Consider the following 26361-nt stretch of genomic DNA (forward strand, 5'->3'; position numbering starts at 1 on the left):
TCATGAATTCAAAGGTATTGGACGTTCTCAAGGATCGCGTGCTGGAGCTGGGGCCAAAACCCGACGCCAGCGGCCCCTATCGCAACTTCAAGCTGACCCGCGACAGCGACGGCGTGGCCTGGGTTCTGTTTGACCGCGACGATTCCAGCGCCAACACGCTGTCGTCGGAAGTAATGGAAGAGTTCTCCGCGATCCTGACCGTGCTGGAGAACCAACTTCCCGCGGGCATCGTGATCCGCTCTGCTAAGATGTCCGGCTTCATTGCCGGGGCTGATGTCAACGAATTCCGCGGCGCCGCCGATCCTGGCGAGGTCGAAACGACGATCGGTCGCGCGCACGGCATCATCGACCGGCTCGAGGCGCTGAAGATCCCGAGCGTCGCCGTGATCCACGGCTTCTGCCTCGGCGGCGGGCTCGAGGTGGCGCTCGCGTGCCGGACCCGGATCGCCATCGACAATGCGAGGTTCGGTTTTCCCGAAGTGATGCTCGGCCTGCATCCTGGCCTCGGCGGAACTGCGCGCTTCACCAGGCTGGTCAATCCGATGCAGGCGATGACGCTGATGCTGACCGGCAAGACCATCGACGCGCGGAAAGCGAAGTCGCTCGGGCTTGTCGATGCCGTGACGCAGGAGCGCCACGTCCGCAACGCGGTGAAGGATGTGATGGCCGGCCGGCTGAAGCGTGGCCGGCCAAGCGTGCTCAATGGGCTTTTGAACCTCGGTCCCGTTCGCGGCTTTCTCGGCAAGCGGATGCGTCAGGAGGCTGCGAAGGCTGCGCCGCTGGAGCATTATCCGGCCCCCTATGCGCTGATCGATCTCTGGGAGAAACACGGCGGCAGCAAGGCCGCGATGCTGGCGGCCGAGAAGCGTTCCTTCGCCGAGTTGATGGTGACTTCCACGGCGCAGAACCTGATCCGGGTGTTCTTCCTCCGCGAACAGATGAAGAAACTCGCGGCCGGCGACAACGTGGCGAAGCATCTGCACGTCATCGGCGCCGGCGCCATGGGCGGCGACATCGCCGCATGGTGCGCGCATCAGGGCATCCGCGTCACCCTTGCGGACATGAAGCCGGAGCCGATTGCCGCCGCGATCAAGCGTGCGGCCGGCCTTTACAGCAAGATCGTCCGCAAGCGCACGGAGATCCGCGACCGACTCGACCGCTTGATACCCGACCTGAACGGCGAAGGCGTGCGCCAGGCCGATCTTATCATCGAGGCGGTGTCCGAGAATCTCGAACTGAAGCAGAAAGTCTATGCCGCCATCGAGCCAAGGATGAAGCCGGGCGCGATCCTCGCCACCAACACATCGAGCATTCCGCTGCAGGAGCTGCGCACCACGTTGCAACGCCCTGAGCGTCTGGTGGGCCTGCATTTCTTCAATCCGGTCTCGCGGCTGCAACTGGTCGAGGTGGTCAGCCACGATGCCGCCGACCCGCAGGTGCTGAAACAGGCCATGGCGTTCGTCGGGGCAATAGACCGGCTGCCGCTGCCGGTGCAGAGCTCGTCGGGCTTTCTCGTCAACCGCACGCTGACGCCGTATATGCTCGAAGCCATGGTCATGCTCGACGAGAAGATCGACAAGATGGTGATCGATGCGGCCGCGGAGAAATTCGGCATGCCGATGGGACCGATCGAGCTTGCCGATCAAGTGGGGCTGGACATCTGCCTCGCCGTCGGCGACGAGCTGCGCGCGAAGTTCGGCGACGCCCTTCCGCAACCGCCGGACTGGCTGCGTGAGAAGGTTGCAAAGGGCGAACTCGGCCGCAAGACCGGCAAGGGCTTTTACAACTGGCGCGATGGTAAGGCCGAAAAGGGCGATGCCGGGAATTTACAGGTTGAGCCGGGAATGATCGACCGCCTGATGCTGCCGATATCGAACGTCTGCGTCGCATGCTTGCGCGAAGGTATCGTCGATGATCCCGACCTTGTCGACGGCGCGATGATCTTCGGCACCGGCTACGCTCCGTTCCGCGGCGGTCCGCTGAAATATGCGCGCACCCGTGGCCCACAGAATGTCGCCGCCAATTTGCGCGGGCTCGCGGAGAGATTCGGCGCTCGCTTTGCACCGGATGACGGCTGGGAAACATTCAAATAAGACGACGCGTGACGTTGTTTCAAGCCAACGAATGACAGACAGCATGACCGACCCGACAGCCGTTCACACGCTCCCGAACGCTGACGCCGCGCCGCTCGGCGAACTTTGCACGCGCACGCTGGCAATGCCCGCCGACACCAATCAGAATGGTGACATTTTCGGTGGCTGGCTGCTAAGTCAGATGGACATCGGCGGCGGCGTCTTCGCCTCCAAGCTCGCAAAGTCCCGCACCGTGACGGTTGCAATCGACGCCATGAATTTCCGCAAGCCGGTCTTCGTCGGCGATCTCGTTTCCGTCCACGCCACACTGGTTCGCATCGGCAGGACCTCGATCACGGTGCATCTGGAAGCCTGGGTGATGCGCCGCAAGGAGAAGCTGTTCATCCTCGTCACGGACGGCAAATTCACCTACGTCTCCATCGACGATAATGGCCGCCCCCGGGAAATCCCGCAGGATGGCCGGCCGGCTACGGCATAGCCGGCCTTCCGGCAAGACCCGATCGCTGAACCGGAACGGTTTCCGCCGTCCGCCCGCCATTTGTCGATTCGACCGGCGCCGAATCTCGACCGATTCTAGTTGCGAACGTCAAACCCATGTCCATATCTTGTCGGTGCGACAGGGAACGCTTCCCGCCCTTGCCCGTTATCGGCGCGGCCCTTCGGGCCGGAAAAATGCGAGTGGACATGTCGAAGACCTATATTATCGAAGTCGGTTCTGAATCCGCCGGCATCGTGGTGCGTGATCGCGCCGGGTTCCGGTTCTTTTCGGCCTCGCAGCGGTTCAGCTGCCTCGACGGCAAGCTGTTTCGTAGCGCCCGTGAAGCGGAGCGCGCGGCAAAAAACCGTGCGTCGTCGAAAAAATCCACCTGTCCCGAGTTTGTGAAATCCCTTCGGCGCGCTTTACCTAAACTTCCCTTTTGACGTGGACATCGGCTGGCGCAGGAAACTGCGTTGACGGCTTCGTCCAATATCAGCACCATGACATGTTCTGCGGGTCTTGGGTGCTGTCGCTGCGAATATCGCCCTCCTCGCATCGGGATGATCGTCGGCCGCGCCCCGGTTCGACGACGCTCATATCGCATTTCAGCTTCGCTTCCGCTTTAATCGGAAGCGAAGCTGAAGATTTATTTTGACGCGTCCACGCGAACCGGTATCCACTTCGCTCGAAAACGCTATAGGGACGATGTAGAGGGCGCGCCCGTGGGCCAGGTTTTCGACCTCGCTGTCATCGGCGGCGGCATCAACGGGTGCGGGATCGCGCGCGATGCCGCGGGACGAGGCAACTCGGTCTTCCTGTGCGAAATGAACGATCTCGCCAGCGGCACGTCGTCGCGGTCGACCAAGCTCGTGCATGGCGGGCTGCGCTATCTGGAGTATTACGAATTCCATCTGGTTCGCGAGGCGCTGATCGAGCGCGAAATTCTCTGGCGGATCGCGCCTCACATCATTCGTCCGGCGCGCTTCGTGCTGCCGCACCATGCCGGACTGAGGCCGGTCTGGCTGCTGCGGCTCGGCCTTTTCCTTTACGATCATATCGGCGGTCGAAAACTGTTGCCGCCGGCGCGTTCCGTCGATCTTGCGCGCGACAATGTCGGCAAGCCGCTAAGCCCAGGCCGCTATAGCAAGGGTTTCGAATATTCCGACTGCGTCGTCGACGACGCCCGTCTCGTCATTCTGACAGCGCGCGATGCGGCCGATCGCGGAGCGGATATCCGGACCCGAACGTGCGCGGTCGAGACCCGCCAGTCCGACGGCCTCTGGCGTCTCACGGTCAAGGATACGCTCAGCGGCGAACGCAGCACGATCGGCGCGCGGGTGCTGGTCAACGCGGGCGGCCCATGGGTCGAAGAGGTGCTGCGGCGGGGCGCGGGCGTCACCAGCCGCGCAAGGGTGCGGCTGGTGCAAGGGTCGCATATCGTGGTCAGAAAACTCTACGATCACGACCGCGCTTACATCTTCCAGAACGGTGACGGGCGGATCGTGTTCGCCATTCCATATCAGGATGACTTCACCCTGATCGGAACCACGGATCGCGACTATGAGGGGGACCCCGCCGGGGTGAAGGCCTCGGACGAGGAAATCGCCTATCTCTGCGCGTCGGTCAGCGAGTATCTGGCGAAACAGGTCGCGCCGCAGGATGTGGTCTGGTCCTTTGCCGGTGTGCGGCCGCTCTACGATGATGGCGCCAGCGAAGCCAAGGCCGCCACCCGCGAATACGTCTTCGAACTCGATACGCCCGGCGGCGTGCCGCTGCTGTCGGTCTACGGCGGTAAGATCACGACCTATCGCCGGCTGGCCGAAGAGGCGCTGGAGAAACTGTCGCCCTATCTGAGGGGAACAAAGGCGCGCCAGGGCTGGACGGCGAAGGCGGCGCTGCCCGGCGGCGACATGAAGGTGTCGGCGGTCGCGGCGCTGACGGCGGATCTGCTGCGCAGCTATCCCTTTCTGACCGAGGCACACGCGAGCCGTCTCGCGCACGCCTATGGCACCCGCGCGGTCAAGATGCTGGGCGCGGCGAAAACGATGACGGATCTCGGCCGGGACTTCGGAGCCACGCTCACTGAACGCGAGGTCCGCTACCTTATGTCCGACGAATGGGCATGCACAGCGGAGGATGTCATCTGGCGGCGCTCCAAGCTCGGCTTGCGGATGTCGGCGGCCGAGATAGCGGCGCTTGGGGCCTGGTTCGCGGAGCGAATGAAGGCCGGTCGTCCGAGGGAAGCGGAAGCACGGCCATGAGAATCACCTCAAGGTCATTCATAGCGCGCGCGAAGCCGGAAGCGATCCCATTAAATGAACGCCAACCGGGCAAGTCTTCTTATTTCACGCCCATGAAATCCCGCTTGCCGAGTTCGACGCCGTTGTGACGCAGGATGTCGTATGCGGTCGTCGCGTGGAAATAGAAATTCGGCAATGCGAAATGGCTGAGATATTGCTGCCCCTTCAGCGTCATTGTCTGGTCGCGACCCGCGGGGAAAGTGACATCGCGATGTTCCGCGCCCTCGAATTTATCCGGCGCTGCATTCCTGACGTACTCCGTTGCCTTGGCAATCCGCTGCTGCAACTCGTCAAAGGTTTTTTCAGTATCCGGCGTGCTCGGTATCTCTGAACCGGTCAGCCGCGCACAGGTCTTCACCGCGAAATCGCAGGCGATCTGAATCTGACGCGTCAGCGGCAGCATATCCGGATAGAGCCGCGCGGTGAGCAGCGTTTCGGGGGCGATCTTCCGGGCGCTGGCATGGGCTTCGGCTTTCCTGAGAATGTCGGAAAGAGCACCAAGCGTTTGCAGGAAGGCAGGCGGAGCGGAATCGTAGAATGACATGGAATGCCTTTGCCTGTTCTGGAATGCGAACGTGATGGTGAGACAGTAGAATGCGATGCGCGGTGCAGATGGGGGCTCTCATCGCAAGCCGCAACCCCGGCCATCGTCGGAATAATCCAGCCCATAATAATTCGCGACCATTGGCCTGCCCCATCCGGCTGCGCGTCCGAGCATGCCCGAAACAGCGTTCACCCAGCATGTCGCTTCCCCGCTGAGATAGGAAGTCTTCATCTCATGCTCTATTGACGCCGGATCGCCGCTGCGCGCCTTCCGAAATAGCGGGACTAAGTGTCTTTCACAGGTCGGATTCTCAAACCTCCCGCGCATTGGAAAACGCAAAGCTGGTCATGCGCCGGGTGTTTTCATCCAGCATCAGCGTGCGCGTGAGCGGGGGTTCGGCCCGCTGGGCACAGTTCTCGCGCTCGCAAAGGCGACAGTTGATACCGATCGGCGTGCCTTCGGACTTGTCCAGATCCATCCCGGCCGCATAGACGAGCCTCGCGGCGTGGCGGATTTCGCAACCCAGCCCGATCGCAAAGCGCGGCTGCGCCAGCGGATGCGGCGCGACCGGCCGGCGCACCATCTGTGCGACCGAGAAGTAGCGGGCGCCGTCCGGCAGTTCGATCACCTGCGTCAACAGACGGTCCGGCGTGTCGAACGTGGAATGGACGTTCCACAGCGGACAGGTGCCGCCGAACTTGGAGAACGGGAACGTGCCGGAGGAAAATCGCTTGGAGACATTACCGGCGTTGTCGACGCGCAGCATGAAGAACGGCACGCCGCGCGCGTTGGGCCGCTGTAGCGTGGTCAGGCGGTGGCACACCTGCTCGAAGCTGGTGTTGAAGCGCTGCGCCAGTACGTGAATGTCGTAGCCGAGCGATTCCGCCGCGGCAAGGAAGGGTTGATAGGGCATCAGCGCGCAGCCGGCGAAGTAGTTCGCGAGCGTAATGCGATAGAGCCGGCGCGATATGTCGTCGAGTGCGCCGGCGCGTGCGACGATCGTATCGATAGCAGGCGCGCATTCTGAAAGCGCGATCTGAAACGCAAGCTGAAAAATGCAGCCGGGGCTGTCCACCAGCTCGGAGATCAGGAGCTGGCGGCGGTGGCGGTCGAAGCGGCGCAAGGTTTCGCGCATGACATCCACCGGCATGATGCGAGTCTGAATCGAATGCTTTTCGCGCAATCGCGTGCTGAGCGCCGCGAACAAGTCCTGTGCGGGAACGGTGATCTCGTCGCGCAATATTTCCGCGGCCTGTTCAAGTTCGGGAAAGTAGTTGCGGTTCGCTTCGATCAGATCGCGAACCCGCTCGATCGGATTGGCCTCGAAGCGTCCGCCCGCGTTTTCGTCACGGCCGGCGAACTGCGCCGCCGCCAGCGTTTCACCGCGCCTCGCTTCGGTATAGGCGGCATAGAGGCGTTGCAGCGCATGGGTCACGCCGGGGCACAGCTCCGCGAGATCTCGCAATTCCTGCTTGGGAATGTCGATCTGTCGAAACAGCGGATCGGAAAAGACCTCGTTCAACTCGGCGAAGAAACGGTCTTCATCGGCGGTGGCGAGGTCACGCAGGTCGAGATCGTAGGCCTCCGCGAGGCGAAGAAGGATTTGCGCGGTGACGGGGCGCTGGTTGCGCTCGATCAGGTTGACGTAACTCGGGGAAATGCCGAGCCCCTCCGCAAGCTGGGTCTGCGACAACCCGAGCTGTTGGCGGATGCGCCGGAATCGCGGACCGACGAAGAGTTTTTTGCCGGGATCAGGGGCCATCCTTGTTTGCGCTCGATTGTAACAATTATTACAATATAACGTATCTACAAGTATAGTATGTTACATGAAATCACCATTTAAGATCAAGCTCCCTATACTAATTGCTTCGTTGAGCGTTATCTTACGGGCCACGATTGCAGTGCCGATTGCGATGCAATGTCATAAATGTGGTGTCGGAGATAAAAATGGCCAGGACCTTTGAGCAGCTCGTTCCCGCCCTCGAGGGCCGGTTTGAGGGGATCAGCCGTCCCTACGGCCCGGCGGAGGTTGAGCGGCTGCGCGGCTCGGTCGAGATCATGTATACGCTGGCCGAGAGAGGCGCGAACCGGCTGTGGAAACAACTCAACGAAATGCCTTATGTGAATTCGCTCGGCGCCGTTACCGGCAATCAGGCGATGCAGCAGGCGCGAGCCGGTTTGCCCGCGATCTATCTCTCCGGCTGGCAGGTCGCCGCCGACGCCAACACCGCCGGCGCGATGTATCCGGACCAGAGCCTCTATCCAGCCAACGCCGGTCCTGAACTCTGCCGCCGCATTAACCGCACCTTCCAGCGCGCCGACCAGATCGAGCACGCCGAGGGCGGGGCGACGATCGACTGGTTCGTGCCGATCGTGGCTGACGCTGAAGCGGGTTTCGGCGGACCGCTCAACGCGTTCGAAATCATGAAGGCCTATATCGAGGCGGGTGCGGCCGGCGTCCACTTCGAGGACCAGCTCGCATCGGAAAAGAAATGCGGCCACATGGGCGGCAAGGTGCTGATACCGACCGCGGCGCATGAGCGCAATCTGATCGCGGCGCGGCTTGCGGCCGATGTCTGCGGAGTGCCGACCCTCGTGCTGGCGCGCACCGATGCGGAGAGTGCGAAGCTGATCACGTCAGACATTGACGAGCGCGATCACGCGTTCATCACCGGCGAACGCACGGCGGAAGGCTTCTATCGCCTGAAACCTGGCACCGGCCTCGACCACTGCATCAAGCGCGGGTTGTCGTTCGCGAAATACGCCGACCTGCTGTGGTGGGAGACCTCGAAGCCGGATCTGGAGGGCGCGCGCAGGTTCGCGGAAGCCGTCAAGAAGGTCCATCCGGACAAGATGCTGGCTTACAACTGTTCGCCCTCGTTCAACTGGGAAGCCAACCTCGACAAGGCCGCCATCGCGCAGTTCCAGAAGGAGATCGCGGCGATGGGCTACAAGTTTCAGTTCGTCACGCTGGCGGGCTTCCACTCGCTCAACCACGGCATGTTCGAATTGGCGCGCGGTTACAAGACCGAGGGCATGGCGGCCTATTCCCGTCTCCAGCAGGCGGAGTTCGCCTCGGAACAGTTCGGCTACTCGGCGACGCGCCATCAGCGCGAGGTCGGCACCGGCTACTTCGATCTGGTTTCGACCACGATCACGGCAGGCCAATCGTCGACCACCGCGCTTCACGACTCCACGGAAGCCGCACAGTTCAAATCTCAGGGCTCACCGATCAACGTTCAGGCGGCTGAGTGAAAGCGGCGGAACAGAAGGAGGTTCTCATGACCGGCAGCAATTTCTGGGTGATCGGCGGCGAATTTGGTTCAATGAACTTCCACAAGCTGGTGGAAGGCTCGGCTCAGGTGCAAGGACCGTTCAAGACGCGGCAGGAAGCCGAGGACGCCTGGAGGGTCGTGTCCGAGAAAAACCGTCACCGCGCCGGCGTGCGCTTCTCGATCGTGGAAGAGCCGAATCGCATGGCGAGCTGACGCACATCCGTTTCAAAAAAGAAGAAGCGTCCAAGGAGCAACGGCCCTGCCCGGCAGATCGGACAGGGCCGTTGCTCGTTCCGCAAAAGGGATTGTGGCCGCTCAAGAAGGGAATGCGTCATAAGTCTTTGGAGCTGAACCGTGTTTGCTCGAAATGGAGGACCTGCTAAGTTGCATGGTTACCGTCAGGTTAAAAAGGCGGCAGCGTCTGCGGGAAAGGCTACCGATGTCGGATGCACCGAACATTGGAAGGGAAACGGCGAAGCCGCTGCGGCTGCGCGACGCGCTGTGGCAGGCTCGGATCGAGGCCGCCGATCGCACCGGCGTCGTCGTTGATCTGCGCGATGCGGAAGTGGCGCGGCTTGAGATCCTGAACGAGGCGCTCGATCCGCTGTTCGCGCAAGTGCCGGATCAGATCGACCTGTTCGATCGAGGCATCAGCAAGGGAGACACACCGCGGCTGTGGGTCGACATTGTCGCCCATGTCGTGATGGGACGCGACAAGCGTTTGTACCGTTTCGTCCGGGATACCCGGCACGGCCGGATTGTGCTCGCGGAATCTCATGAGTCGGCCGCGATCGTCAAAGCTGTCACGGATTATGTCGCTCGCCGCATGATCGAACGCGAGCGTGCGCTGTCGGCAATGCCGCCGTGGGACCAAGCGGAGGCAAGGAAGCCGCGCCACGGATTCTGGACATTCGCGTTTGGATTCATCGCCGGCGTCGTCGTGCTTTTCGGCCTCGCGCTGTTCGCAGCGCTCAGGACTCCTTGAGGGGACAGCGTTTTTCGACGTCGATACCGGTTGGCGTAAAGAAAACGAGTCAAATCACAGAGCCCGAGTCTTGCGCCGCTTCCGTGGAGCGTTGAAAGATTCGAGCCGCCGCGATCGCGATAGTCAGGGTCATTTCCCCGCCGGTGTGATCCGCAGGAGGCGTCCGGCGGCGCTATCGGTCAAAAGCCACAACGCGCCGTCCGGCCCTTGGCGGACGTCGCGGATGCGCTCGTTAAGGTCCTGGAGAAGGCGTTCCTCGCCCGTGACTTCATTGCCCTTGAGCGAGAGCCGCACCAACATCTTGCCCGAGAGTGCACCGATGAAAAGGCTCCCTTTCCACGACGGAAACAGCGTGCCGGTATAGAAGGCCATGCCGGAGGGCGAGATCGACGGCACCCAGTACTTCACGGGCTGCTCCATGCCCTCCTTTGCGGTGCTGGCATGAATCCTCGCGCCGTTATAATCGATTCCATAGCCGATCACCGGCCAGCCGTAGTTCTTTCCCCTGCCGATGATGTTGACCTCGTCACCACCGCGGGGGCCGTGCTCAACCTCCCAAAGGTCACCGGTCGCCGGATCGATAGCGAGCCCCTGTTCGTTACGGTGCCCGTAGCTCCAGATTTCTGGTTTGGCGCCGGCGCGACCGACGAACGGATTGTCAGCAGGCGCCGAACCATCGGACGCGATACGAATCACTTTGCCGAGGTGGTTGGCGAGATTCTGCGCCTCATCGCGATGATTGAAATGCTCACCGAGCGTCACGAACAGGTTGCCGTCGTCAGCTTGCGCGATGCGACAGCCATAATGGTTACCCGACGACAGCGGACCCTCCTGGCGGAAGATGATTTCGACGTCCTGAAGGCGATCCTCGCCCAATTTGGCGCGTGCAACGGCGGTTCGCCCGCCGCCTTCCGCCCGCTCCGCGAAGCAGAAATAGAGGGTCCGGTTAGCCGCGAACGACTTGTCCAGCACAACGTCCAGCAGCCCGCCCTGACCGGAGGCCCAAACGGCCGGCACATTCTTGAGCGGCTGCGATAGATCGCCATCGCGGCTGACGAGACGCAAGCGTCCTGGCCGTTCCGTGACCAGTATCCGCCCGTCCGGCAGCAAAGCCAGTCCCCAGGGGTGGACGAGGCCACTGGCGATGGTTGAAACCTGGATCGGCCCGGCTGACGACCGGAACGATTTGCTTTCACTGTGCGCGTCGGCAGCGAAGACAGTCGCGAGGACGACTGCGGTCAGTATGGCCGTCGTCCGTCCGATTGGTGTTTTGATCGAGCGGCGCCGCGAGGTCACGCGGAGAGACATGGGATCGCCGTCACAAAATCGCGAGGAAGCCATGTGAACTGCACGGGAGCGCTTCAGATCCCGATCGGCATCGCTATCGCGACCTTGATCGACATCATCGCGAAAGCGACGGAAAGAACCACTGCAAAGGCCGCAATCGCCAGTGAAGCAGCTACCGCATTGGTCAGACGTGCGGACGCGACCGGTGCGAAGCGTCCTCCAAACCATCCGCTCGAACCCGACGATCGCATCATGTCGAATCTCCACAAGCACTGGCGAATCACCCCAGCCTGGACAAGCTTTCACCAAGCGCGGGCAGGATTGGGGCAAGTCGAATGAGGCCAAACGGTTCCCCCAGCTGCGATATCGAAGCCAGCTCTTAAGCCCGATGCGGGTGGCGGATCAGGTCCTGGCGATTCCGACCGCGGCCTCGCCCGAAGGAACCGCGTTGCCAACCATGGTCACAAAGCCGGGCTGCTGTTCAATCCGCTGCAGCCAGGCGCGGATCGATGGGAACGCCGCGAGTTCGAAATCACATCGGTCCGCGACATGAGTGTAGGCGTAAAGTGCGACATCGGCGATGGTAAGCCGGCCGGCGGCGAAAAAGTCATTGGTTCTGAGATGGTTTTCCATGACCTGGAGGGCGGCATAGCCGCGCTCCATCCAGTCTTCCAACGCGTGAGTCTGCAGATCGCGGCCACCTTTGACCAGCGACAGCCAGAAATAGGCAGCGCCAATATTGGGCTCCAGCGCATGCTGTTCGAAGAACATCCATTGCAGTGCTTCGGCGCGCTCGATCGGCGAATCCGGCTCCAATGCAGTTCCGATCGCGACATACCACAGGATGGCATTTGACTCCGCGAGGTAGCGCCCTTCTGCCACCTCCAGCAACGGCACCTGTCCGCTCGGGTTCTTCGCGAGAAAATCCGGCGTGCGGCTTTCGCCGCGCAGGATATCGATTTCGATCGTATGATAAGGCACGTCAAGGAAAGTCAGCGCGAGGCGAACCTTATAGCTGTTTCCCGAACGCTGCATCGAATAAAGCTTGTACATTCGCGTGGCCCTGATGTCGCGGTGAGGCTACCCGTTCGTATCTGACAATGAGGATGGCGTCGAACCGACGCAAGACCTCGATGGCGCATCTCGAGGTAGGCGACAAGCCGCGCAACACGACGAGAGCATGATCCCGATTCAACGAAGTTGAACCAGGCTCTAGCCGGGAACTGCTGTCATCCGGGGATCTTTCGGAAAATCATTCCGTCCGCAAAGCGCCGATCACAACATTGCGTTGGAAGCGCCACTGTCCAAACGTGAGCTGTCTGCCCTGGCGGCGCGATCGCGATATTGAATGATCCCGTAAAGTACGATCATCGCGATGAGCGCGAGAGGAATGCCGGTCGCGCTGCTGACTCCCCGCGTCACCAGAGGCGCCAACCATACCGCCGCCAGCGCCGTGATCTCGTAACGTCTCGCGCCGTGCTTCGCGATGGCGACTGCCATGAAAGCGATCGCCGGTCCCAGGATCATCAGGTCGTAATCGAGGACGTGTGGCGAGGCCAACGCCGTGGCAACGCTGAGCGCCGCAGCCTTGATGTCATTGTCGCGCGAGCTGCGCCAGACCTGCGCCACGCTGCCGATAACGACGGCCGAGAGCACACCTTGAACCGCATAGGCAAGGGACACGCTGCCGCCCCACATCCGTACGGCCGCAAAGACGCTTTGCAGCTTTTCGAACCCCACGTCGCCATCCTGCAGCAGCATCTTGCGAGAGAGTTCGGTGGACGCCGCGAAAGCCGTCCAGATATCCGGCCCGAATACCGCCATCGTTCCCAAGATCAACGCTGCCACGGTCATCGCTGCCGCGCCGATGCTTCGCCATTGACCGGCGGCGAGCAGGACGACAGGGATCACCAGTCCGAACTGCGGCTTGTAGGCCAGCAGGCCGAACAATATGCCGGCCAGAATCGGCCGGCGCGGCAGTACGAGCAATGCTCCGCCCAATAGCGCTGCTGTCAGAAAGCCATTCTGACCGTGCCCCAGATTGATGAAGACTGCCGGAAAAGCGGCGGTCGCCAGCAGGCCGAGAACGGTATGGCTACGTTTCAACGGCCCGGTCAGCAAGATAGCGCATATCACGGCAAAGTAGAGCGCGAACGTGACGAACTGCCAGACCGTCAGCGCGGACAGATAGGAAAACGCGGCTAGCGGCGCTGCGATAAGCAAAAAAAAGGGAGGATAGAACCACGCATAATAGGGCGCATGCGTTCCGAACAACTGACGTTCGCGGGCATAGTGGATCGTCATGTCGTAGACGCTTACGGCGCGATCATCGAGCGCTAATGATCCCGCGGCATAAAAGCTGGCGAAATCCGTGCCGAGCGGCTTGCCGTTGATGTCCAACAGGCCGCGGGACAAAACGATCCAGCTGATGATGGCCAGTGCGTAAGCAATCAGCAGGATCAGGCTGTAGGTGCGCAGCCGCGCCGCCGTCAACCACCCGCCGCTTTGAAATTGTCTCCAGAAAGACGCCATCGGGCCGCGACGGGAGCGAGTGAATACGGGGCGGACATTAGGCGTCCCCGCTTAATTTTCCCTGAAACGGCATTGTCGCGGGGCGTCCATCGCAAGCTTCTTGCGGTGCAACTTAACGCACACTAATGTGTTGCGATCCCAATCACTGAAATTGCGTGGGAAAGGGTGATCGACCACGCTTGCTAGGAGATGACGATGTCGTTCCTGTCCGCCGCGCTCGATCGCGTGAAGCCGTCCGCGACTATCGCGGTTACGGATAAGGCACGTCGGCTCAAGGCGGAGGGGAGAAACGTGATTGGCCTCGGCGCGGGCGAGCCGGATTTCGATACACCGGCCAATATCAAACTCGCCGCGGTTCATGCCATCGAGGCGGGCAAGACCAAATATACAGCGGTCGACGGGATCCCCGAACTGAAGCAGGCGATTATCGCCAAGTTTCAACGCGAGAACGAGCTGACCTACAAGCCGAACCAGATCATTGTCGGCACCGGCGGCAAGCAGGTGCTCTACAACGCGCTGATGGCGACCATCAATCCGGGCGACGAGGTCGTCATCCCCGCGCCGTACTGGGTTAGCTATCCCGAGATGGTGGCGTTAGCGGGAGGCGAACCCGTGCCCGTGGTCTGCACGGCGGAATTCGGCTTCAAGCTGCAACCTCAGGCGCTGGAAAAAGCGATCACGCCGAAGACAAAATGGATCATCCTCAATTCGCCATCGAACCCGACCGGCGCGGCCTACACGCGGGCCGAATTGAAGGCGCTGACCGACGTGCTGGTGAAGCATCCGCATGTCTGGGTGATGACCGATGATATGTACGAGCATCTGATCTATGACGCGTTCGAATTTACCACTCCGGCACAGGTCGAGCCAAAATTATTCGATCGCACCCTGACAGTGAACGGCGTGTCAAAGGCCTACTGCATGACGGGCTGGCGCATCGGCTATGCCGGGGGCCCCGCGCAGCTGATCAAAGCGATGGCAACGATCCAGTCGCAATCGACCTCCAACCCCTCGTCCATCTCGCAATGGGCGGCGGTGGAAGCCCTGAATGGTCCGCAGGGGTTTATCGAAGCGAACAATAAGATGTTCAAGGAACGACGCGACCTCGTGGTGGCGATGCTGAACCAGGCCAAAGGCATTGATTGCCCCCGGCCGGAGGGTGCGTTCTACGTCTATCCGTCCTGCGCCGGCACCATCGGCAAAACAACGTCGTCGGGCAAAAAGCTCGAGACCGACGAGGATTTTGTCACCGAACTGCTGGAGGCGGAAGGCGTCGCGGTGGTGCAAGGGTCGGCATTCGGCCTCGGACCGGCGTTCCGCATCTCCTATGCGACGAAAACGGCGGATCTCGAGGAGGCCTGCAAGCGCATCCAGCACTTCTGTGGCGATCTACGCTGAGTCCTAAATTCTGTTCAGAATAGATTCATGTCCGCGGCAGCAATACTCGCCCAAGTCTGGAGAGGCTTCTTGATGTTCATTAAGTTTTAGCAACGTGCCAGCATGTTGATGAGATAAATGTGGCGATCGCCTTGTTTTGGACACGGCGGTTCCATCATGTCCCACGCCTTTACCGATTCCCAACCGATTCCAGTGGAGACCGTTATGAACTTCCCAAAACTTCTTGCCGTGGCCGCCGTGACGCTCGTCGCGTCCGTTGCGGGCGCCCAAGCCCAATATCGTCCCGTTCAGGCCGGTGTCCTCGAATGTGAGGGCGGCCAGAACGTGGGCTATCTGGTTGGTTCGAGAACAGAGCTGCAATGCATTTTCCGCAGCAGCACCGGAGCGCCGCCTGAACCTTACATCGCGCGCGTCCAGCGCTTTGGCCTTGACCTTGGCATCACCCAGCAGACGGGCTTGGCATGGATGGTCCATGCGCCGGGTGGCCGGCTGGGCCGCGGAGCGCTTGCCGGTCACTTCGGCGGGGTCGGCGCCAACGCGACGGTCGGAGTCGGAATCGGCGCCAACCTGCTGGTCGGCGGCTCCAACAATTCGATCTCGCTGCAGCCGCTGAGCCTGCAGGGCCAGACCGGTCTTGGCGCCGTGGCTGGCATCGTCGATGTCGATCTGCGCCCGGCGGATCTGCGTATGGCGCCGCGCTACAGGCGGCATCGGCATCACCATCGCCACCATCATCATCGGCACCATCACTGACCGGATCTGACGACCATAGGGGCCCGCGAAAGCGGGCCTCATTGCTTATGGCTTACGGCTTTATAGCGTTTTCGAGCGAAGTGGAATCCGGTTCGCGTGAAGAAAACGCGTCAAAGCATAAAGATAGAGACTTTCACCGTTTCCATGAAGCGGTGAAAGTCTCTAGGTGTTTAATCCCAGCATGTGATGGCTTGGCTGACGGGATCAGAAGCGAGCCTCTATGGCTTGATTTAACATGTTTCCTTCACGCGAACCGGGATCCATCCTCGGATCAAGCCCGAGGATATGTTCGCTCGAAAACGTTACAAGCTCTCCCAAGCGCGACGAAGGCGGGCGCGCGGCACGCGGCGAGTTTTTGTTTCGTCGGCTGTGCCGGTAGGCTGCCGAACAGCGGGCGCGCCGGCTTGGCGAAAAGCGTAACGAACCCAGTGTATCGATATTCGCGTGGCGAGTATGACTACGGACCAACCGAGCACAGCATAACCGCTGCGTCCGTTATTTCTGCCGTTTGCGGCCCGAGCGCGGCTCGGGCTTCAGCGCCTGCGGATCGAACCCGACATAAAATACGTAGTGGTCAGCAGCCGCGCCCTGCGGCGCAGGATAGGAGATGTCGTCTGAAACAAAGCTATAGTTCCCGCCTTCATCGCCCGACAGACTCACCGTAATCGTATAGGCCTTGGTGGCGATCGTTTTCGGGGAGACGCCATCCTCGACCACAGCGACGCGCAACGGCACTTCCACGGCCGGCGGCGCTCCCGCCGGTCCTACGATGACCCGCCCGCGTATACCGACCTTGATCGCGATCTGATGAGTGTCGGTATTGTAATCGCATTCTCGCGCGGTCTCGCGGATGGTCGCCTGGTAGCGAACATCGGTCCCGCTCGCCGGTTGGCCCGGCACGCCGACCGCATAGGTCGATGCGCCGGAACGGATGGCGACGGGCGGACAGGTAAGATCGTCAGGCGCAGAAGCCATGTCGCCGGACGCCGGCACCGCGCGCTCCGGTTGCGACTTGATGCCAAACATTTCCTTGAAACGATCGGCGAGCGACTGCGATTGCGCAGGCGAAGCGGCAACCGTGCAGCAGACTGCGACCATGGTCATCAGGCGCAACGGAAAGCGACCCAAGTGCCCGACAGCAGCCGGTTCATTCACTTCGGTGATATCCGCAACATCAACCATTCACGTCATCCGATCGTTTATTTCCATATGCGGCTTTATAACAAGCCAATGGCAGCAAGCCAAAGGTGCGAGAGCACGATCCCCAAAGCGCAAACCGGTTTTCGGGATCATGCTCCAACGTCGAATGCATGGGGCTTCCTCAGCCGGCAATGACGGGCAGGCCGGTTCCGTCGAAGCACTCACCCGGACTGAACTGCCCGATGAAACCCCAAAAAGCGGGCGACGCGCTTTGCGCATTTTCGACAGAGGGCTCGACGCGAGGCAATAATGCCGCTTGAACGAGGGAACCCGTCAAACGATCCGACCGCCTCCAATTCCTTCTGAAGAAGAGGTTCTATAGCGTTTTCGAGCGAAGCATGTCCTCGGCCTTGACCCGAGGATTGAAATCGTCGTGCAGCATGCCGAACAGCAGGTGATCCTGCCAGATTCCGTTGATGCAAAGATAGCGGCGCGCCAACCCCTCCGGCGTGAAGCCGCACTTTTCCAGCACGCGAATGGACGGCGCATTGCTGGGAATGCAGGCAGCCTCAATGCGATGCAGGTTCAGTTCGCCAAACAAGGTCGGAAGCAGCACGCGCAGCGCCACGGTCATGTAGCCTCGCCCTGCATAGGGTTGGCCTATCCAGTATCCGATGGTGCCAATCTGCGCGATACCGCGACGGACATTGGCGAGGGTGACCCCACCCAGCATGACGCCATCGGATTCGCGGAACACAATGAAGGGATAGGACCTGTCGCCGGCGATATCCTCGGCGTAGCGGCGTAACCGCCGCCGAAATCCGCTGCGGGTCAGATCATCCGAGGGCCAGATCGGTTCCCAGGGAGTCAGATGGGCGCGGCTGCATTCGCGAAGCTGTCTCCATTGCAGAAAATCGGACATCTCGGGCGCACGCAGCAACAAACCGTGCCCTCGCGGCACAAGCGCGGGCGCGCTCGACGGCAGACGAAACAGAGCCATGCCTTTTCCTCGACCCTGAATCCCCCCAGCCTCTGGCTAGTGGAGCAAAATCCGGGCCTTCGACTGCGCCAATCCTTCCGCAAAAGCGACCGCAGTGTCCAGCCCCCTGCCGCTGCCAAGCGCGACAACAGCAGGACGGCTGCGCGCCAGCAGGATGCGCGCCGCATCGCACGTTGATTCGACGCTGACGGCATCGATCCTGGCCATCAATTCCGGAACGCTTTGGGGCCGTCCGTAGACGAGCATATGCCGGGCCAATTGTTCGGCGCGGGCGCTGCAACTCTCCAAAGCCATCAGCAGGCCCGCTTTCATCTGCGCTTTCGCACGCGCGATCTCCGCTTCCGTCAGCGTTTCCACAGCCTCGCTGATAACGTCGACGACGACTTCCATCATTTCCGGCGCGTCACTCGGATCGGTGCCGGTGTAGAGCCCAAAGAAGCCGGTGTCGGCATAGGGTGCATGGAAGGTGTAGATTGAATAGCACAGACCGCGCTTCTCACGGACTTCCTGAAACAATCGCGAGGACATGCCGCCCCCCAGAATATTCGTGAACACCTGCAGCGAGAATAACGAGGCATCGGTCTGCGACACCCCTTCCAGCGCAAGCGTCAGATGCGCCTGCTCCAGGTCGCGATGCACCACTCTGGAACCGCCTCCGCCGAACTTCGCCGACGGCGGTTGCGGAGCCGGCGTGTCATCGAAACTTGCAAAACGTTGCTCAACCTCGGCAACGACTGCCTTGTGCTCGATCGCACCCGCCGCCGCTACCACCATGTCCGGCCCGCGATAATGCGCCTTGAGGTATCCATGCAGCATGTCGCTGTTGAATCGCTTCAGCGTCTCCGGCGTACCGAGCAGCGAACGGCCGATCGGCTGGTCGGGATAACAGAGTTCGTTGAGATGCTCGAAAACGACGTCGTCAGGCGTGTCCTGCGCCGCACCGATCTCCTGCTCGATGACGCCCTTCTCGCATTCGAGTTCCTTCGTTTCGAAGCTCGGATTGGACAGGATATCGCTCAGCACGTCGAGCGCGAGCGGCACGTCGGCCTTCATCACCCGCGCGTAATAAGCCGTCGTCTCGACACCGGTCGCGGCGTTGAGATCCCCACCGACTGCCTCGATCTCCTCGGCGATCTCTCGCGCTGAACGCGTAGTGGTTCCTTTGAACGCCATATGTTCAAGAAGGTGCGAGATGCCATGCTCATCAGGCTTTTCGTCGCGTCCACCGACCCCCGTCCAGACTCCAAGCGCGGCGGTTTCCAGATGCGGCATGTCATCGGTTATGACCGTGAGGCCAGAAGACAGCTTCGTCACATCGACACTCATCCGGCAACTCCGTGCTTGGCGGCGCGGCTGACGGACCGCACGAACCGTTCGATTTCTGGCTGATCGTTGTTCACGACCGTGATCCGCTCGGGCCGGGTCATCAAGCCGTCGAGCCAGGCCGGCAACGGCGGCCGCACACCGCAAGCGGCCTCAACCGCGTCCGGGAATTTCGCGCCATGTGCAGTCGCCAGCACGATGTTTGGAACGGATGAGTCGGGCGCGTCACGATCGGCCACTGTCAGCGCAACAGCCGTATGCGGGTCGACCAGATCTCCGGCTTCGCGCCACGCCGTGCGGATCGCGGCGGCGGTCTCCGTTTCGTCGGCACGTCCGGCATCGAAATCGGCGCGCATCGCGGCCAGCACCAAATCCGGCAGCGCGAAGCGACCGGATTGTCGCAGCGACGCCATCAGCCCACGCACCTGCGCAGCGTCGCGGCCTGTCGCTTCGAACAGCAGCCGTTCGAAGTTCGACGACACCTGAATGTCCATCGACGGCGAGGTGGTGGCGTGAACCTGGCGCACCTCATACAAGCCGGTCTTCAACGTACGCGGCAGGATATCGTTGACGTTGGCGGCGATACGCAGCCAGCGCACCGGCAAACCCATGCGCTTTGCGACATAGCCGGCAAAGATGTCGCCGAAGTTTCCGGTCGGCACGGTAAAATCGACGGCCCGCGCCGGTGCGCCGAGCGCGACCGCGGAGGTGAAGTAATACACGACCTGCGCAACAATTCGCGCCCAGTTGATCGAGTTGACGCCGGAGAGCGACACCTCGTCCCGAAAGCGGTGGTTGTTGAACAATCCCTTCACGATCGCCTGGCAATCGTCGAAGGTGCCTTTGACAGCGAGCGCATGAACATTTGGCGCAGCCGTGGTCGTCATCATGCGCCGCTGCACTTCGGAAATGCGGCCGTCCGGAAACAGTACGATCAGATCGACATTGACGCTGTTGGCGAATGCATGGACCGCAGCGCCGCCGGTATCGCCCGAGGTTGCGACGACAATCGTGGTACGCTGGCCTCGTTGCGCCAGAACATGGTCCATCAGTCGCGACAGCAACTGCATCGCCACGTCCTTGAACGCGAGCGTCGGACCGTGAAACAGCTCCAGCATGAACTGTTGAGGGCCGATCTGATCGAGCGGCACCACTGCAGGATGCCGGAACGTCGCATAAGCCTCGTTCGCCATGCGGCCGAGATCGGCATCGGCGATATCTCCAGCCACGAACGGCTGGATCACCTTCACGGCCACTTCCCAATACGGCCGGCCGAAGAAGCCCGCGATAGTGTCGGGCGACAACTGCGGCCAGATTTCGGGCACATAAAGACCGCCGTCGCGCGCCAGGCCAGCCAGCATCACGTCGGAGAAGCCGAGTTTCTGGGTTTCCCCCCGTGTCGAAAGATAATGCGTCAAGCGGGCCTCCAGCGACGGAGCATGTTGCCGAACATTTGAAGCTGCGAGTTATTCGTGCCGCCGTCGGCGATAGTCCCCGCGTACCATAAAGCGTTTCGGGATGAAGAGGAAATCGAAGGGGAGGGAAAGCCGTCTCGCGCAATACAGCCGGAGCATTTTTCAGCGAAGCGGGTACCGGTTCGCCGCAAGTCAGTGCGGCCGGACACTAACTTCCAGAGCATGGCCTGATTCAACTTGATCAGATCATGCTCCAAGCGCCGCCTTGAGGCGTTTCGCGCCTTGATCCGACCGCGAGGCCGCCGCAGCGCGGGCATTTGGAAGCGATTCCGCGCAGGATTGTCTGGGAGAGTGTTGGCCGGGCATGGAAGCTGGACATTGGTATTCTCCGAAAGAGACGTTGTCCGAAAGAGACGTTGTCCGAAAGAGAAAGGGCGGCCCGGCGGCCGCCCTTGTTGGTGATGGTGTTGATCGTGCGGGTCCCGGTCAGTGCGCGGCGTGCGCCATGGCCGCGGCGCCGTTGCCCCAGACATAGATGCAGACGAACAGGAACAGCCACACCACGTCGACGAAATGCCAGTACCAGGCGGCGAACTCGAAGCCGAGGTGCTGGGAGGGCGTGAAGTGTCCGGCATTGGCGCGGAACAGGCAGACGATCAGGAAGATGGTGCCGACCAGCACGTGGAAGCCGTGGAATCCGGTCGCCATGAAGAAGGTGGCGCCGTAGACGTTGCCGGCGAAGCTGAAGGCGGCGTGATGATACTCATAGGCCTGCACGCAGGTGAAGATGGCGCCGAGCGCGATGGTCAGGATCAACCCCCACTTCAGCCCCTTGCGGTCGCCATTGAGCAGGGCATGGTGGGCCCAGGTCACGGTGGTGCCCGAGGTCAGCAGGATCAGGGTGTTGAGCAGCGGCAGGTGCCAGGGATCGAAGGTCTGGATGCCCTTGGGCGGCCAGACGCCGCCGAACAGCGCCTCGCGCGTCACATGCACGGGATCGCCCGGGAACAGCGCGGAGTTGAAGAAGGCCCAGAACCAGGCGACGAAGAACATCACCTCGGAGGTGATGAACAGGATCATGCCGTAGCGGTGGCTGATCTGCACCACGCGGGTGTGATCGCCCTTATGCTCGGCTTCGCGGATCACATCCGCCCACCAGCTCGCCATGGTGTAGAGCACGCCGACCACGCCGATGCCGAAAATGATCGGCGCGGCCGCGGTCATATGATGCATCCACAGGATCGCGCCGACGGCCATGATGAAAGCCGCGGTCGCGCCTACGATCGGCCACGGACTCGGGTCGACCAGGTGGTAATCGTGCTTGACTTGCGCCGTAGCCATTGCGGTCTCTCTCCCTTAGCGGTGCCGGCGGTATTGGGCACCTATTGATCTCAAAACAAGACGCGCGGTAACGAAACGCGTCGGCCCTCGAAGGTCAGATGCTTCCCCCTGACCTGTCCGGCTCGTTTGCCGCCACCGGCTTGGGCGTGGCATTCTTCACCGGAAAGAAGGTGTAGGACAGGGTGATGGTGTTGACGCCGTCGTTCTCGCTGTCGGCGGCGAAGGCCTGATCGACATAGAAGACGACGTCCATCTCCCGCTTCTCACCGGGCGCCAGGGTTTGCTCGGTGAAACAGAAGCAGTTGATCTTGGTGAAATAGGATCCGACCGTCAGCGGCGTGACGTTATAGGCCGCCTGTCCCATCGTGGTCGCCGCCGACTCGTTGGTGATGGCGTAATGCACGGTGGTGACCTCGCCGATCCGGACCTTTATCTCGGTCTGTTCCGGCTCGAACTTCCAGGGCAGCCCGCCGGAGACGTTGGAGTCGAAGCGCACCGCCACCGTTCGCGCCAGCGGCGCGGCCCGCGGCGCCGTCGCCGCCACCTGCGTCGTTCCGTTGAAGCCGGTGACGCGGCAGAACCAGTTGTAAAACGGCACCGCCGCATAGGCGGCGCCGACCATCAGCGCGACCAGCAGGCCGCAGGCGGCGCCGATCTTCACGTCGCGGCCGACGCGCGGCGCAGCCTTCGGCGGCGCCGGGGCTGCGGTGGCGGGTTGCTGCGGATGGTGCGGCGCGTCCGTCATCTCAAATCACATCGGACGGACGAGAACGCCCGGCCCCTTGATGAAGGTGACCGCGAAAAACAGCAGGACCAGGACCCCAAGCGCCCAGGCGATCGCGATCGACCGCTCGCGCCGCCGCTTCTTCTGGGCCTCGGTGAGAACGATTCCGTCTCCGTCCGGCTTGTTTTCGCTGTCCATCGGACCATACGCCCTCTACCAGATCAACGGCGCGAGGGCCTTCGCAACCACATCGAGCAGCAGAACGGCAAACAGCGCGAACAGATAGAGGATCGAAAAGGCGAACAGCCGCCGCGTGGCGCGCAGCGCCTGGCTTCCGGTGCGATGGCGATAGACCTGGATCGCGAGCACCAGCATGCCGGCGCCCAGGATCAGCGAGGTGACGCCATAAACCCAATCGAAGTAGCCCAACGGCCAGGGCGCGGCGGCGATCGCCACCAGCACGATGGTGTAGAGCAGGATCTGCAGCCGCGTCGCGTCCGGACCGGCGACCACCGGCAGCATCGGCACCCCGGCGCGCGCGTAATCGTCGGAACGGAACAGCGCAAGCGCCCAAAAATGCGGCGGCGTCCAGAAGAAGATGATCAAGAACAGAAGCAGCGGCTCCATCGACAGCGATCCCGTCGCCGCCGCCCACGCCACCACCGGCGGCAGCGCGCCGGCGGCGCCGCCGATCACGATGTTCTGCGCGGTCCGCCGCTTCAGTCCCATCGTATAGATCACAACGTAAAAGAAGATCGTGAAGGCGAGCAGCCCTCCCGCATACCAGTTGACCAGGGCGCCGAGCGTCATCACCGAGAAGAACGACAGCGTGAGGCCGAACCCCATCGCCTCGCCGCGGGTGATGCGGCCGCGCGGGATCGGCCGGTTGGCCGTCCGCGACATCAGCACGTCGATATCGCCTTCCAGCGCCATGTTCAGCGCGCCGGAAGCGCCGGCTCCGACCGCGATGCAGAGGATCGAGATGAATCCCAGCACCGGGTGAACATGGCCCGGCGCGATCATCAGCCCGACCAGCGCGGTGAAGATCACGAGCGACATCACCCGTGGCTTCAGCAGCGCGAAGTAATCGGCGACACTCGCCTCCGAGATCCGGGGCGGCAGTTCAACGGCTTTTTGATCGACAACCGACACGACACAACCCGCTTGTTGGGTGCGCGGCGCGTCACGCGCGCCGCGCACATTCACATTGACTTACTGCACCTTCGGAAGGGTGGCGAACTGGTGGAACGGCGGCGGTGACGACAGCGTCCATTCCAGCGTGGTCGCGCCTTCACCCCACGGATTGTCGGCCGCCTGCTGCTTGCGCGCGAAGGCGTCGATCAGGCCGTAGATGAAGACCACCGCGCCGAAACCCGCGATAAAGGCGCCGTAGGACGAGATCTCGTTCCAGCCCGCAAACGCATCCGGATAGTCGACCGAGCGCCGCATCATGCCCTGCAGTCCCAGGAAGTGCTGCGGGAAGAACAGGACGTTGGCGCCGATGAACATCAGCCAGAAGTGCAGCTTGGCGATGGTCTCGTTGTACATGTAGCCGGACATCTTCGGGAACCAGTAGTACCAGCCCGCGAAGATCGAGAACACCGCGGCAATGCCCATCACGTAGTGGAAGTGCGCGATGACGTAGTAGGTCTCCTGCATCACACGATCGACGCCCGCATTGGCCAGCACCACGCCGGTCACGCCGCCGACCGTGAACAGGAAGATGAAGCCGATCGCAAACAGCATCGGCGCCCTGAACTCGATCGAGCCGCCCCACATCGTGGCGATCCACGAGAACACCTTCACGCCGGTCGGCACCGCGATCACCATCGTGGCGGCGACGAAATAGGCCTGCGCCGTCGACACCATGCCGACCGTGTACATGTGATGCGCCCACACCACAAAGCCGATGCCGCCGATCGCCACCATCGCATAGGCCATGCCGAGATAGCCAAAGATCGGCTTCTTCGAAAACGTCGAGATCACATGGCTGATCATGCCAAAGCCCGGCAGAATCAGGATGTACACCTCGGGATGACCGAAGAACCAGAACAGATGCTGGAACAGCACCGGATCGCCGCCGCCGTCGGCGGCGAAGAACGTGGTGCCGAAGTTACGGTCGGTCAGGAGCATCGTGATCGCGCCCGCCAGAACCGGCAGCGACAGCAGCAGCAGGAACACCGTGACCAGGATCGACCACACGAACAGCGGCATCTTGTGCATCGTCATGCCGGGGGCGCGCATGTTGAAGATCGTGGTGATGAAGTTGATCGCGCCCAAAATCGAGGACGCGCCGGCCAGATGCACCGAGAGGATCACGAAATCCACCGACGGTCCGGGATGGCCGCTCGTCGACAGCGGCGCGTACAGCGTCCAGCCCGTGCCCGCACCGCTCGCGCCCGGCTCGCCCTCCACAAACGTGGAGGTCAGCAGCAGCGCAAACGCCGCCGGCAACAGCCAGAACGAGATGTTGTTCATGCGCGGAAACGCCATGTCCGGCGCGCCGATCATCAGCGGCACGAACCAGTTGCCAAAGCCGCCGATCATCGCAGGCATCACCATGAAGAAGATCATGATCAGGCCGTGCGAGGTCACAAAGACGTTGTAGGTATGCGCAGGATCAAAAACCTGCACCCCGGGATACATCAGCTCCGCCCGGATCCCCATCGACATCAGGCCGCCGATGATCCCCGCAACGATGGCGAACACCAGGTACATGGTCCCGATGTCCTTGTGATTGGTCGAATACGCAAAGCGCCGCCACCCTGTCGGGTGGTGCGCATGGTCGTCATGGTCGTGGTCGTGAGCATGTGCTGCGGTTGTTGCCATTGTCTGATCCTGTCTTTCGTCCCTTGAAGTCCTTGAGCGAACGAACCTGGGCGGGCGGCTCCCGGGCGACGACCTTCGATGGTTGCCGCCCTCGCCGAAATCGCCCGACGCGACGCCTAGCGCATCACGTCGGCAGCCGACGCCACCGCGTTCGCCGGGTTCGAGGCAAACTTCTTCTTCGCGGCTTCAACCCACGCCGCAAAATCCTGATCGCTCACCACCCGAACCGCAATCGGCATGAAGGCGTGATCCCGGCCGCACAACTCAGAGCACTGACCGTAAAACATCCCCGTCTTCGTGGCCTTGAACCAGGTCTCGTTGAGACGGCCCGGAATCGCGTCCACCTTGATGCCAAACGCCGGAACTCCAAAGGAATGAATGACATCCGCCCCGGTCACCTGAACCCGGACCACCTTGTTCACAGGAACAACCAGCTCGTTGTCCACCGCAAGCATCCGCGGCTGCTTGTCATGCGACATCAGCGAGTCATACTCAAACTTGCCGTTGTCCGGATAAGCGTAGCTCCAGTACCACTGCTTGCCGACCGCCTTCACCGTCAGATCGGCCTTCGGAAGGTCAAGCTGCTGAAACAAAAGCCGGAACGAAGGCACCGCTATGCCAACCAGGATCAAAACCGGAATAATCGTCCACGCAACCTCGATCATCGTGTTGTGCGTCGTCTTCGACGGAACCGGATTGGACCGCGCGTTGAACCGCAACATCGCCACAATCAAAAGCGCCGTCACAAACAGCGTGATCAGCGTGATCACAACCAGAAGTCCGCTATGCATGCTCGCAATGCTCTCCATCACAGGCGTCACGCCCGCCTGAAGACCAAGCGCCCACGCATGCGGCTGACCCAGCTCCTCCGCAGAAACCGTACCTCCAGCGGCAAGCGCCGCCACTCCAAACGCCAATCCCAGAAACCGGCGGCCAAACCGGCG

General features: G+C 61.7%; 25 protein-coding genes. 9 read left to right on the plus strand and 16 right to left on the minus strand.

The window, feature by feature from the left end; genetic code table 11:
- Positions 1–2 precede the first annotated feature (2 nt).
- The 4 genes from NB311A_RS04640 (at position 3) to glpD (ending at position 4832) form a co-directional block, all read left to right on the plus strand.
- The gene (locus NB311A_RS04640) at positions 3–2093 is read left to right on the plus strand and encodes a 3-hydroxyacyl-CoA dehydrogenase NAD-binding domain-containing protein (RefSeq protein ID WP_009797304.1); all 2091 of its coding nucleotides are present in this window, start codon (positions 3–5) and stop codon (positions 2091–2093) included.
- Positions 2094–2136: 43 nt separating this feature from the next.
- Positions 2137–2571 carry an acyl-CoA thioesterase gene (locus NB311A_RS04645; RefSeq protein WP_040673976.1) on the plus strand — a complete coding sequence of 145 codons (435 nt, stop codon included), beginning with the start codon at positions 2137–2139 and terminating at the stop codon, positions 2569–2571.
- A 206-nt stretch (positions 2572–2777) separates the two neighbouring features.
- Complete coding sequence (locus NB311A_RS04650; protein ID WP_040673952.1) at positions 2778–3014, plus strand: hypothetical protein; 237 nt, start codon at positions 2778–2780, stop codon at positions 3012–3014.
- A gap of 279 nt (positions 3015–3293) precedes the next feature.
- Positions 3294–4832, plus strand: a complete 1539-nt coding sequence (glpD, locus tag NB311A_RS04655) for a glycerol-3-phosphate dehydrogenase (protein ID WP_009797308.1) — start codon at positions 3294–3296, stop codon at positions 4830–4832.
- A gap of 79 nt (positions 4833–4911) precedes the next feature.
- Here glpD and NB311A_RS04660 read toward each other — a convergent pair whose 3' ends face one another.
- Positions 4912–5415 (minus strand): DUF1993 family protein, encoded by a 504-nt coding sequence (locus NB311A_RS04660; RefSeq protein WP_009797309.1) that lies wholly within the window; start codon positions 5413–5415, stop codon positions 4912–4914.
- 310 nt (positions 5416–5725) lie between these two features.
- Positions 5726–7177, minus strand: a complete 1452-nt coding sequence (locus tag NB311A_RS04665) for a short-chain fatty acyl-CoA regulator family protein (RefSeq protein ID WP_009797311.1) — start codon at positions 7175–7177, stop codon at positions 5726–5728.
- A gap of 185 nt (positions 7178–7362) precedes the next feature.
- Between NB311A_RS04665 and aceA the strand changes: the two genes are divergently transcribed.
- The 3 genes from aceA to NB311A_RS04680 all read left to right on the plus strand — a co-directional run bounded on the left by aceA (position 7363) and on the right by NB311A_RS04680 (position 9675).
- Positions 7363–8670, plus strand: coding sequence for an isocitrate lyase (aceA, locus tag NB311A_RS04670; protein ID WP_009797312.1), 1308 nt, complete (start codon positions 7363–7365; stop codon positions 8668–8670).
- A 26-nt stretch (positions 8671–8696) separates the two neighbouring features.
- Positions 8697–8903 carry a hypothetical protein gene (locus NB311A_RS04675; RefSeq protein ID WP_040673977.1) on the plus strand — a complete coding sequence of 69 codons (207 nt, stop codon included), beginning with the start codon at positions 8697–8699 and terminating at the stop codon, positions 8901–8903.
- A gap of 226 nt (positions 8904–9129) precedes the next feature.
- Complete coding sequence (locus NB311A_RS04680) at positions 9130–9675, plus strand: hypothetical protein (RefSeq protein ID WP_040673953.1); 546 nt, start codon at positions 9130–9132, stop codon at positions 9673–9675.
- Between the two features lie 129 nt (positions 9676–9804).
- Here NB311A_RS04680 and NB311A_RS04685 read toward each other — a convergent pair whose 3' ends face one another.
- The 4 genes from NB311A_RS04685 to NB311A_RS04700 all read right to left on the minus strand — a co-directional run bounded on the left by NB311A_RS04685 (position 9805) and on the right by NB311A_RS04700 (position 13455).
- Entirely contained in the window at positions 9805–10983 is a 1179-nt protein-coding gene (locus NB311A_RS04685) for a PQQ-dependent sugar dehydrogenase (protein WP_116394710.1), read from the minus strand.
- 53 nt (positions 10984–11036) lie between these two features.
- Positions 11037–11216, minus strand: a complete 180-nt coding sequence (locus NB311A_RS20030; protein WP_083780377.1) for a hypothetical protein — start codon at positions 11214–11216, stop codon at positions 11037–11039.
- Between the two features lie 148 nt (positions 11217–11364).
- Complete coding sequence (locus NB311A_RS04695) at positions 11365–12015, minus strand: glutathione S-transferase family protein (protein ID WP_009797317.1); 651 nt, start codon at positions 12013–12015, stop codon at positions 11365–11367.
- 222 nt (positions 12016–12237) lie between these two features.
- Positions 12238–13455 (minus strand): glycosyltransferase family 87 protein, encoded by a 1218-nt coding sequence (locus tag NB311A_RS04700; RefSeq protein WP_207382343.1) that lies wholly within the window; start codon positions 13453–13455, stop codon positions 12238–12240.
- Positions 13456–13689: 234 nt separating this feature from the next.
- Here NB311A_RS04700 and NB311A_RS04705 point away from each other — a divergent pair, with 234 nt between their 5' ends.
- Both NB311A_RS04705 and NB311A_RS04710 read left to right on the plus strand, forming a co-directional pair.
- Positions 13690–14892, plus strand: a complete 1203-nt coding sequence (locus NB311A_RS04705) for a pyridoxal phosphate-dependent aminotransferase (protein WP_009797319.1) — start codon at positions 13690–13692, stop codon at positions 14890–14892.
- A gap of 204 nt (positions 14893–15096) precedes the next feature.
- The gene (locus NB311A_RS04710) at positions 15097–15645 is read left to right on the plus strand and encodes a DUF992 domain-containing protein (protein ID WP_009797320.1); all 549 of its coding nucleotides are present in this window, start codon (positions 15097–15099) and stop codon (positions 15643–15645) included.
- Between the two features lie 495 nt (positions 15646–16140).
- Here the strand turns inward: NB311A_RS04710 and NB311A_RS04715 are convergent, their stop codons facing one another.
- From NB311A_RS04715 to coxB, 10 genes are all read right to left on the minus strand, one after another.
- Positions 16141–16827, minus strand: a complete 687-nt coding sequence (locus NB311A_RS04715; RefSeq protein WP_009797321.1) for a hypothetical protein — start codon at positions 16825–16827, stop codon at positions 16141–16143.
- A gap of 334 nt (positions 16828–17161) precedes the next feature.
- Positions 17162–17785 carry a GNAT family N-acetyltransferase gene (locus tag NB311A_RS04720; protein WP_009797322.1) on the minus strand — a complete coding sequence of 208 codons (624 nt, stop codon included), beginning with the start codon at positions 17783–17785 and terminating at the stop codon, positions 17162–17164.
- 36 nt (positions 17786–17821) lie between these two features.
- Positions 17822–19111 (minus strand): pitrilysin family protein, encoded by a 1290-nt coding sequence (locus NB311A_RS04725; protein WP_009797323.1) that lies wholly within the window; start codon positions 19109–19111, stop codon positions 17822–17824.
- Positions 19108–20526 (minus strand): threonine synthase, encoded by a 1419-nt coding sequence (thrC, locus tag NB311A_RS04730; RefSeq protein ID WP_040673954.1) that lies wholly within the window; start codon positions 20524–20526, stop codon positions 19108–19110. Before thrC ends, NB311A_RS04725 begins: the two co-directional genes overlap by 4 nt.
- 483 nt (positions 20527–21009) lie before the next feature.
- On the minus strand, positions 21010–21864 hold the full coding sequence (locus tag NB311A_RS04740; RefSeq protein WP_009796679.1) for a cytochrome c oxidase subunit 3: 855 nt from the start codon (positions 21862–21864) through the stop codon (positions 21010–21012).
- A gap of 94 nt (positions 21865–21958) precedes the next feature.
- The gene (locus NB311A_RS04745) at positions 21959–22609 is read right to left on the minus strand and encodes a cytochrome c oxidase assembly protein (protein WP_009796678.1); all 651 of its coding nucleotides are present in this window, start codon (positions 22607–22609) and stop codon (positions 21959–21961) included.
- A gap of 6 nt (positions 22610–22615) precedes the next feature.
- Entirely contained in the window at positions 22616–22786 is a 171-nt protein-coding gene (locus NB311A_RS04750) for a hypothetical protein (RefSeq protein ID WP_009796677.1), read from the minus strand.
- Between the two features lie 15 nt (positions 22787–22801).
- Positions 22802–23740 (minus strand): heme o synthase, encoded by a 939-nt coding sequence (locus NB311A_RS04755; RefSeq protein WP_040673752.1) that lies wholly within the window; start codon positions 23738–23740, stop codon positions 22802–22804.
- Positions 23741–23800: 60 nt separating this feature from the next.
- On the minus strand, positions 23801–25417 hold the full coding sequence (ctaD, locus tag NB311A_RS04760) for a cytochrome c oxidase subunit I (protein WP_009796675.1): 1617 nt from the start codon (positions 25415–25417) through the stop codon (positions 23801–23803).
- Between the two features lie 116 nt (positions 25418–25533).
- Positions 25534–26361, minus strand: an 828-nt coding sequence (gene coxB, locus NB311A_RS04765) for a cytochrome c oxidase subunit II (RefSeq protein ID WP_009797325.1), incomplete at its 5' end; no start/stop codon positions are given.

The organism is Nitrobacter sp. Nb-311A (assembly GCF_000152905.1).
Lineage (GTDB): Bacteria > Pseudomonadota > Alphaproteobacteria > Rhizobiales > Xanthobacteraceae > Nitrobacter.

Coding starts and splice junctions, on each gene's coding strand:
- NB311A_RS04680 (WP_040673953.1), top strand. CDS start 9,130: ATGTCGGATGCACCGAACATTGGAAGGGAAACGGCGAAGCCGCTGCGG.
- NB311A_RS04695 (WP_009797317.1), bottom strand. CDS start 12,015: ATGTACAAGCTTTATTCGATGCAGCGTTCGGGAAACAGCTATAAGGTT.
- NB311A_RS04750 (WP_009796677.1), bottom strand. CDS start 22,786: ATGGACAGCGAAAACAAGCCGGACGGAGACGGAATCGTTCTCACCGAG.
- NB311A_RS04675 (WP_040673977.1), top strand. CDS start 8,697: ATGACCGGCAGCAATTTCTGGGTGATCGGCGGCGAATTTGGTTCAATG.
- NB311A_RS04645 (WP_040673976.1), top strand. CDS start 2,137: ATGACCGACCCGACAGCCGTTCACACGCTCCCGAACGCTGACGCCGCG.
- NB311A_RS04660 (WP_009797309.1), bottom strand. CDS start 5,415: ATGTCATTCTACGATTCCGCTCCGCCTGCCTTCCTGCAAACGCTTGGT.
- aceA (WP_009797312.1), top strand. CDS start 7,363: ATGGCCAGGACCTTTGAGCAGCTCGTTCCCGCCCTCGAGGGCCGGTTT.
- NB311A_RS04740 (WP_009796679.1), bottom strand. CDS start 21,864: ATGGCTACGGCGCAAGTCAAGCACGATTACCACCTGGTCGACCCGAGT.
- NB311A_RS04650 (WP_040673952.1), top strand. CDS start 2,778: ATGTCGAAGACCTATATTATCGAAGTCGGTTCTGAATCCGCCGGCATC.
- NB311A_RS04720 (WP_009797322.1), bottom strand. CDS start 17,785: ATGGCTCTGTTTCGTCTGCCGTCGAGCGCGCCCGCGCTTGTGCCGCGA.
- ctaD (WP_009796675.1), bottom strand. CDS start 25,417: ATGGCAACAACCGCAGCACATGCTCACGACCACGACCATGACGACCAT.
- NB311A_RS04725 (WP_009797323.1), bottom strand. CDS start 19,111: ATGAGTGTCGATGTGACGAAGCTGTCTTCTGGCCTCACGGTCATAACC.
- NB311A_RS04710 (WP_009797320.1), top strand. CDS start 15,097: ATGAACTTCCCAAAACTTCTTGCCGTGGCCGCCGTGACGCTCGTCGCG.
- NB311A_RS04640 (WP_009797304.1), top strand. CDS start 3: ATGAATTCAAAGGTATTGGACGTTCTCAAGGATCGCGTGCTGGAGCTG.
- NB311A_RS04745 (WP_009796678.1), bottom strand. CDS start 22,609: ATGACGGACGCGCCGCACCATCCGCAGCAACCCGCCACCGCAGCCCCG.
- NB311A_RS04665 (WP_009797311.1), bottom strand. CDS start 7,177: ATGGCCCCTGATCCCGGCAAAAAACTCTTCGTCGGTCCGCGATTCCGG.
- NB311A_RS04715 (WP_009797321.1), bottom strand. CDS start 16,827: ATGGTTGATGTTGCGGATATCACCGAAGTGAATGAACCGGCTGCTGTC.
- NB311A_RS20030 (WP_083780377.1), bottom strand. CDS start 11,216: ATGATGCGATCGTCGGGTTCGAGCGGATGGTTTGGAGGACGCTTCGCA.
- NB311A_RS04705 (WP_009797319.1), top strand. CDS start 13,690: ATGTCGTTCCTGTCCGCCGCGCTCGATCGCGTGAAGCCGTCCGCGACT.
- NB311A_RS04685 (WP_116394710.1), bottom strand. CDS start 10,983: ATGTCTCTCCGCGTGACCTCGCGGCGCCGCTCGATCAAAACACCAATC.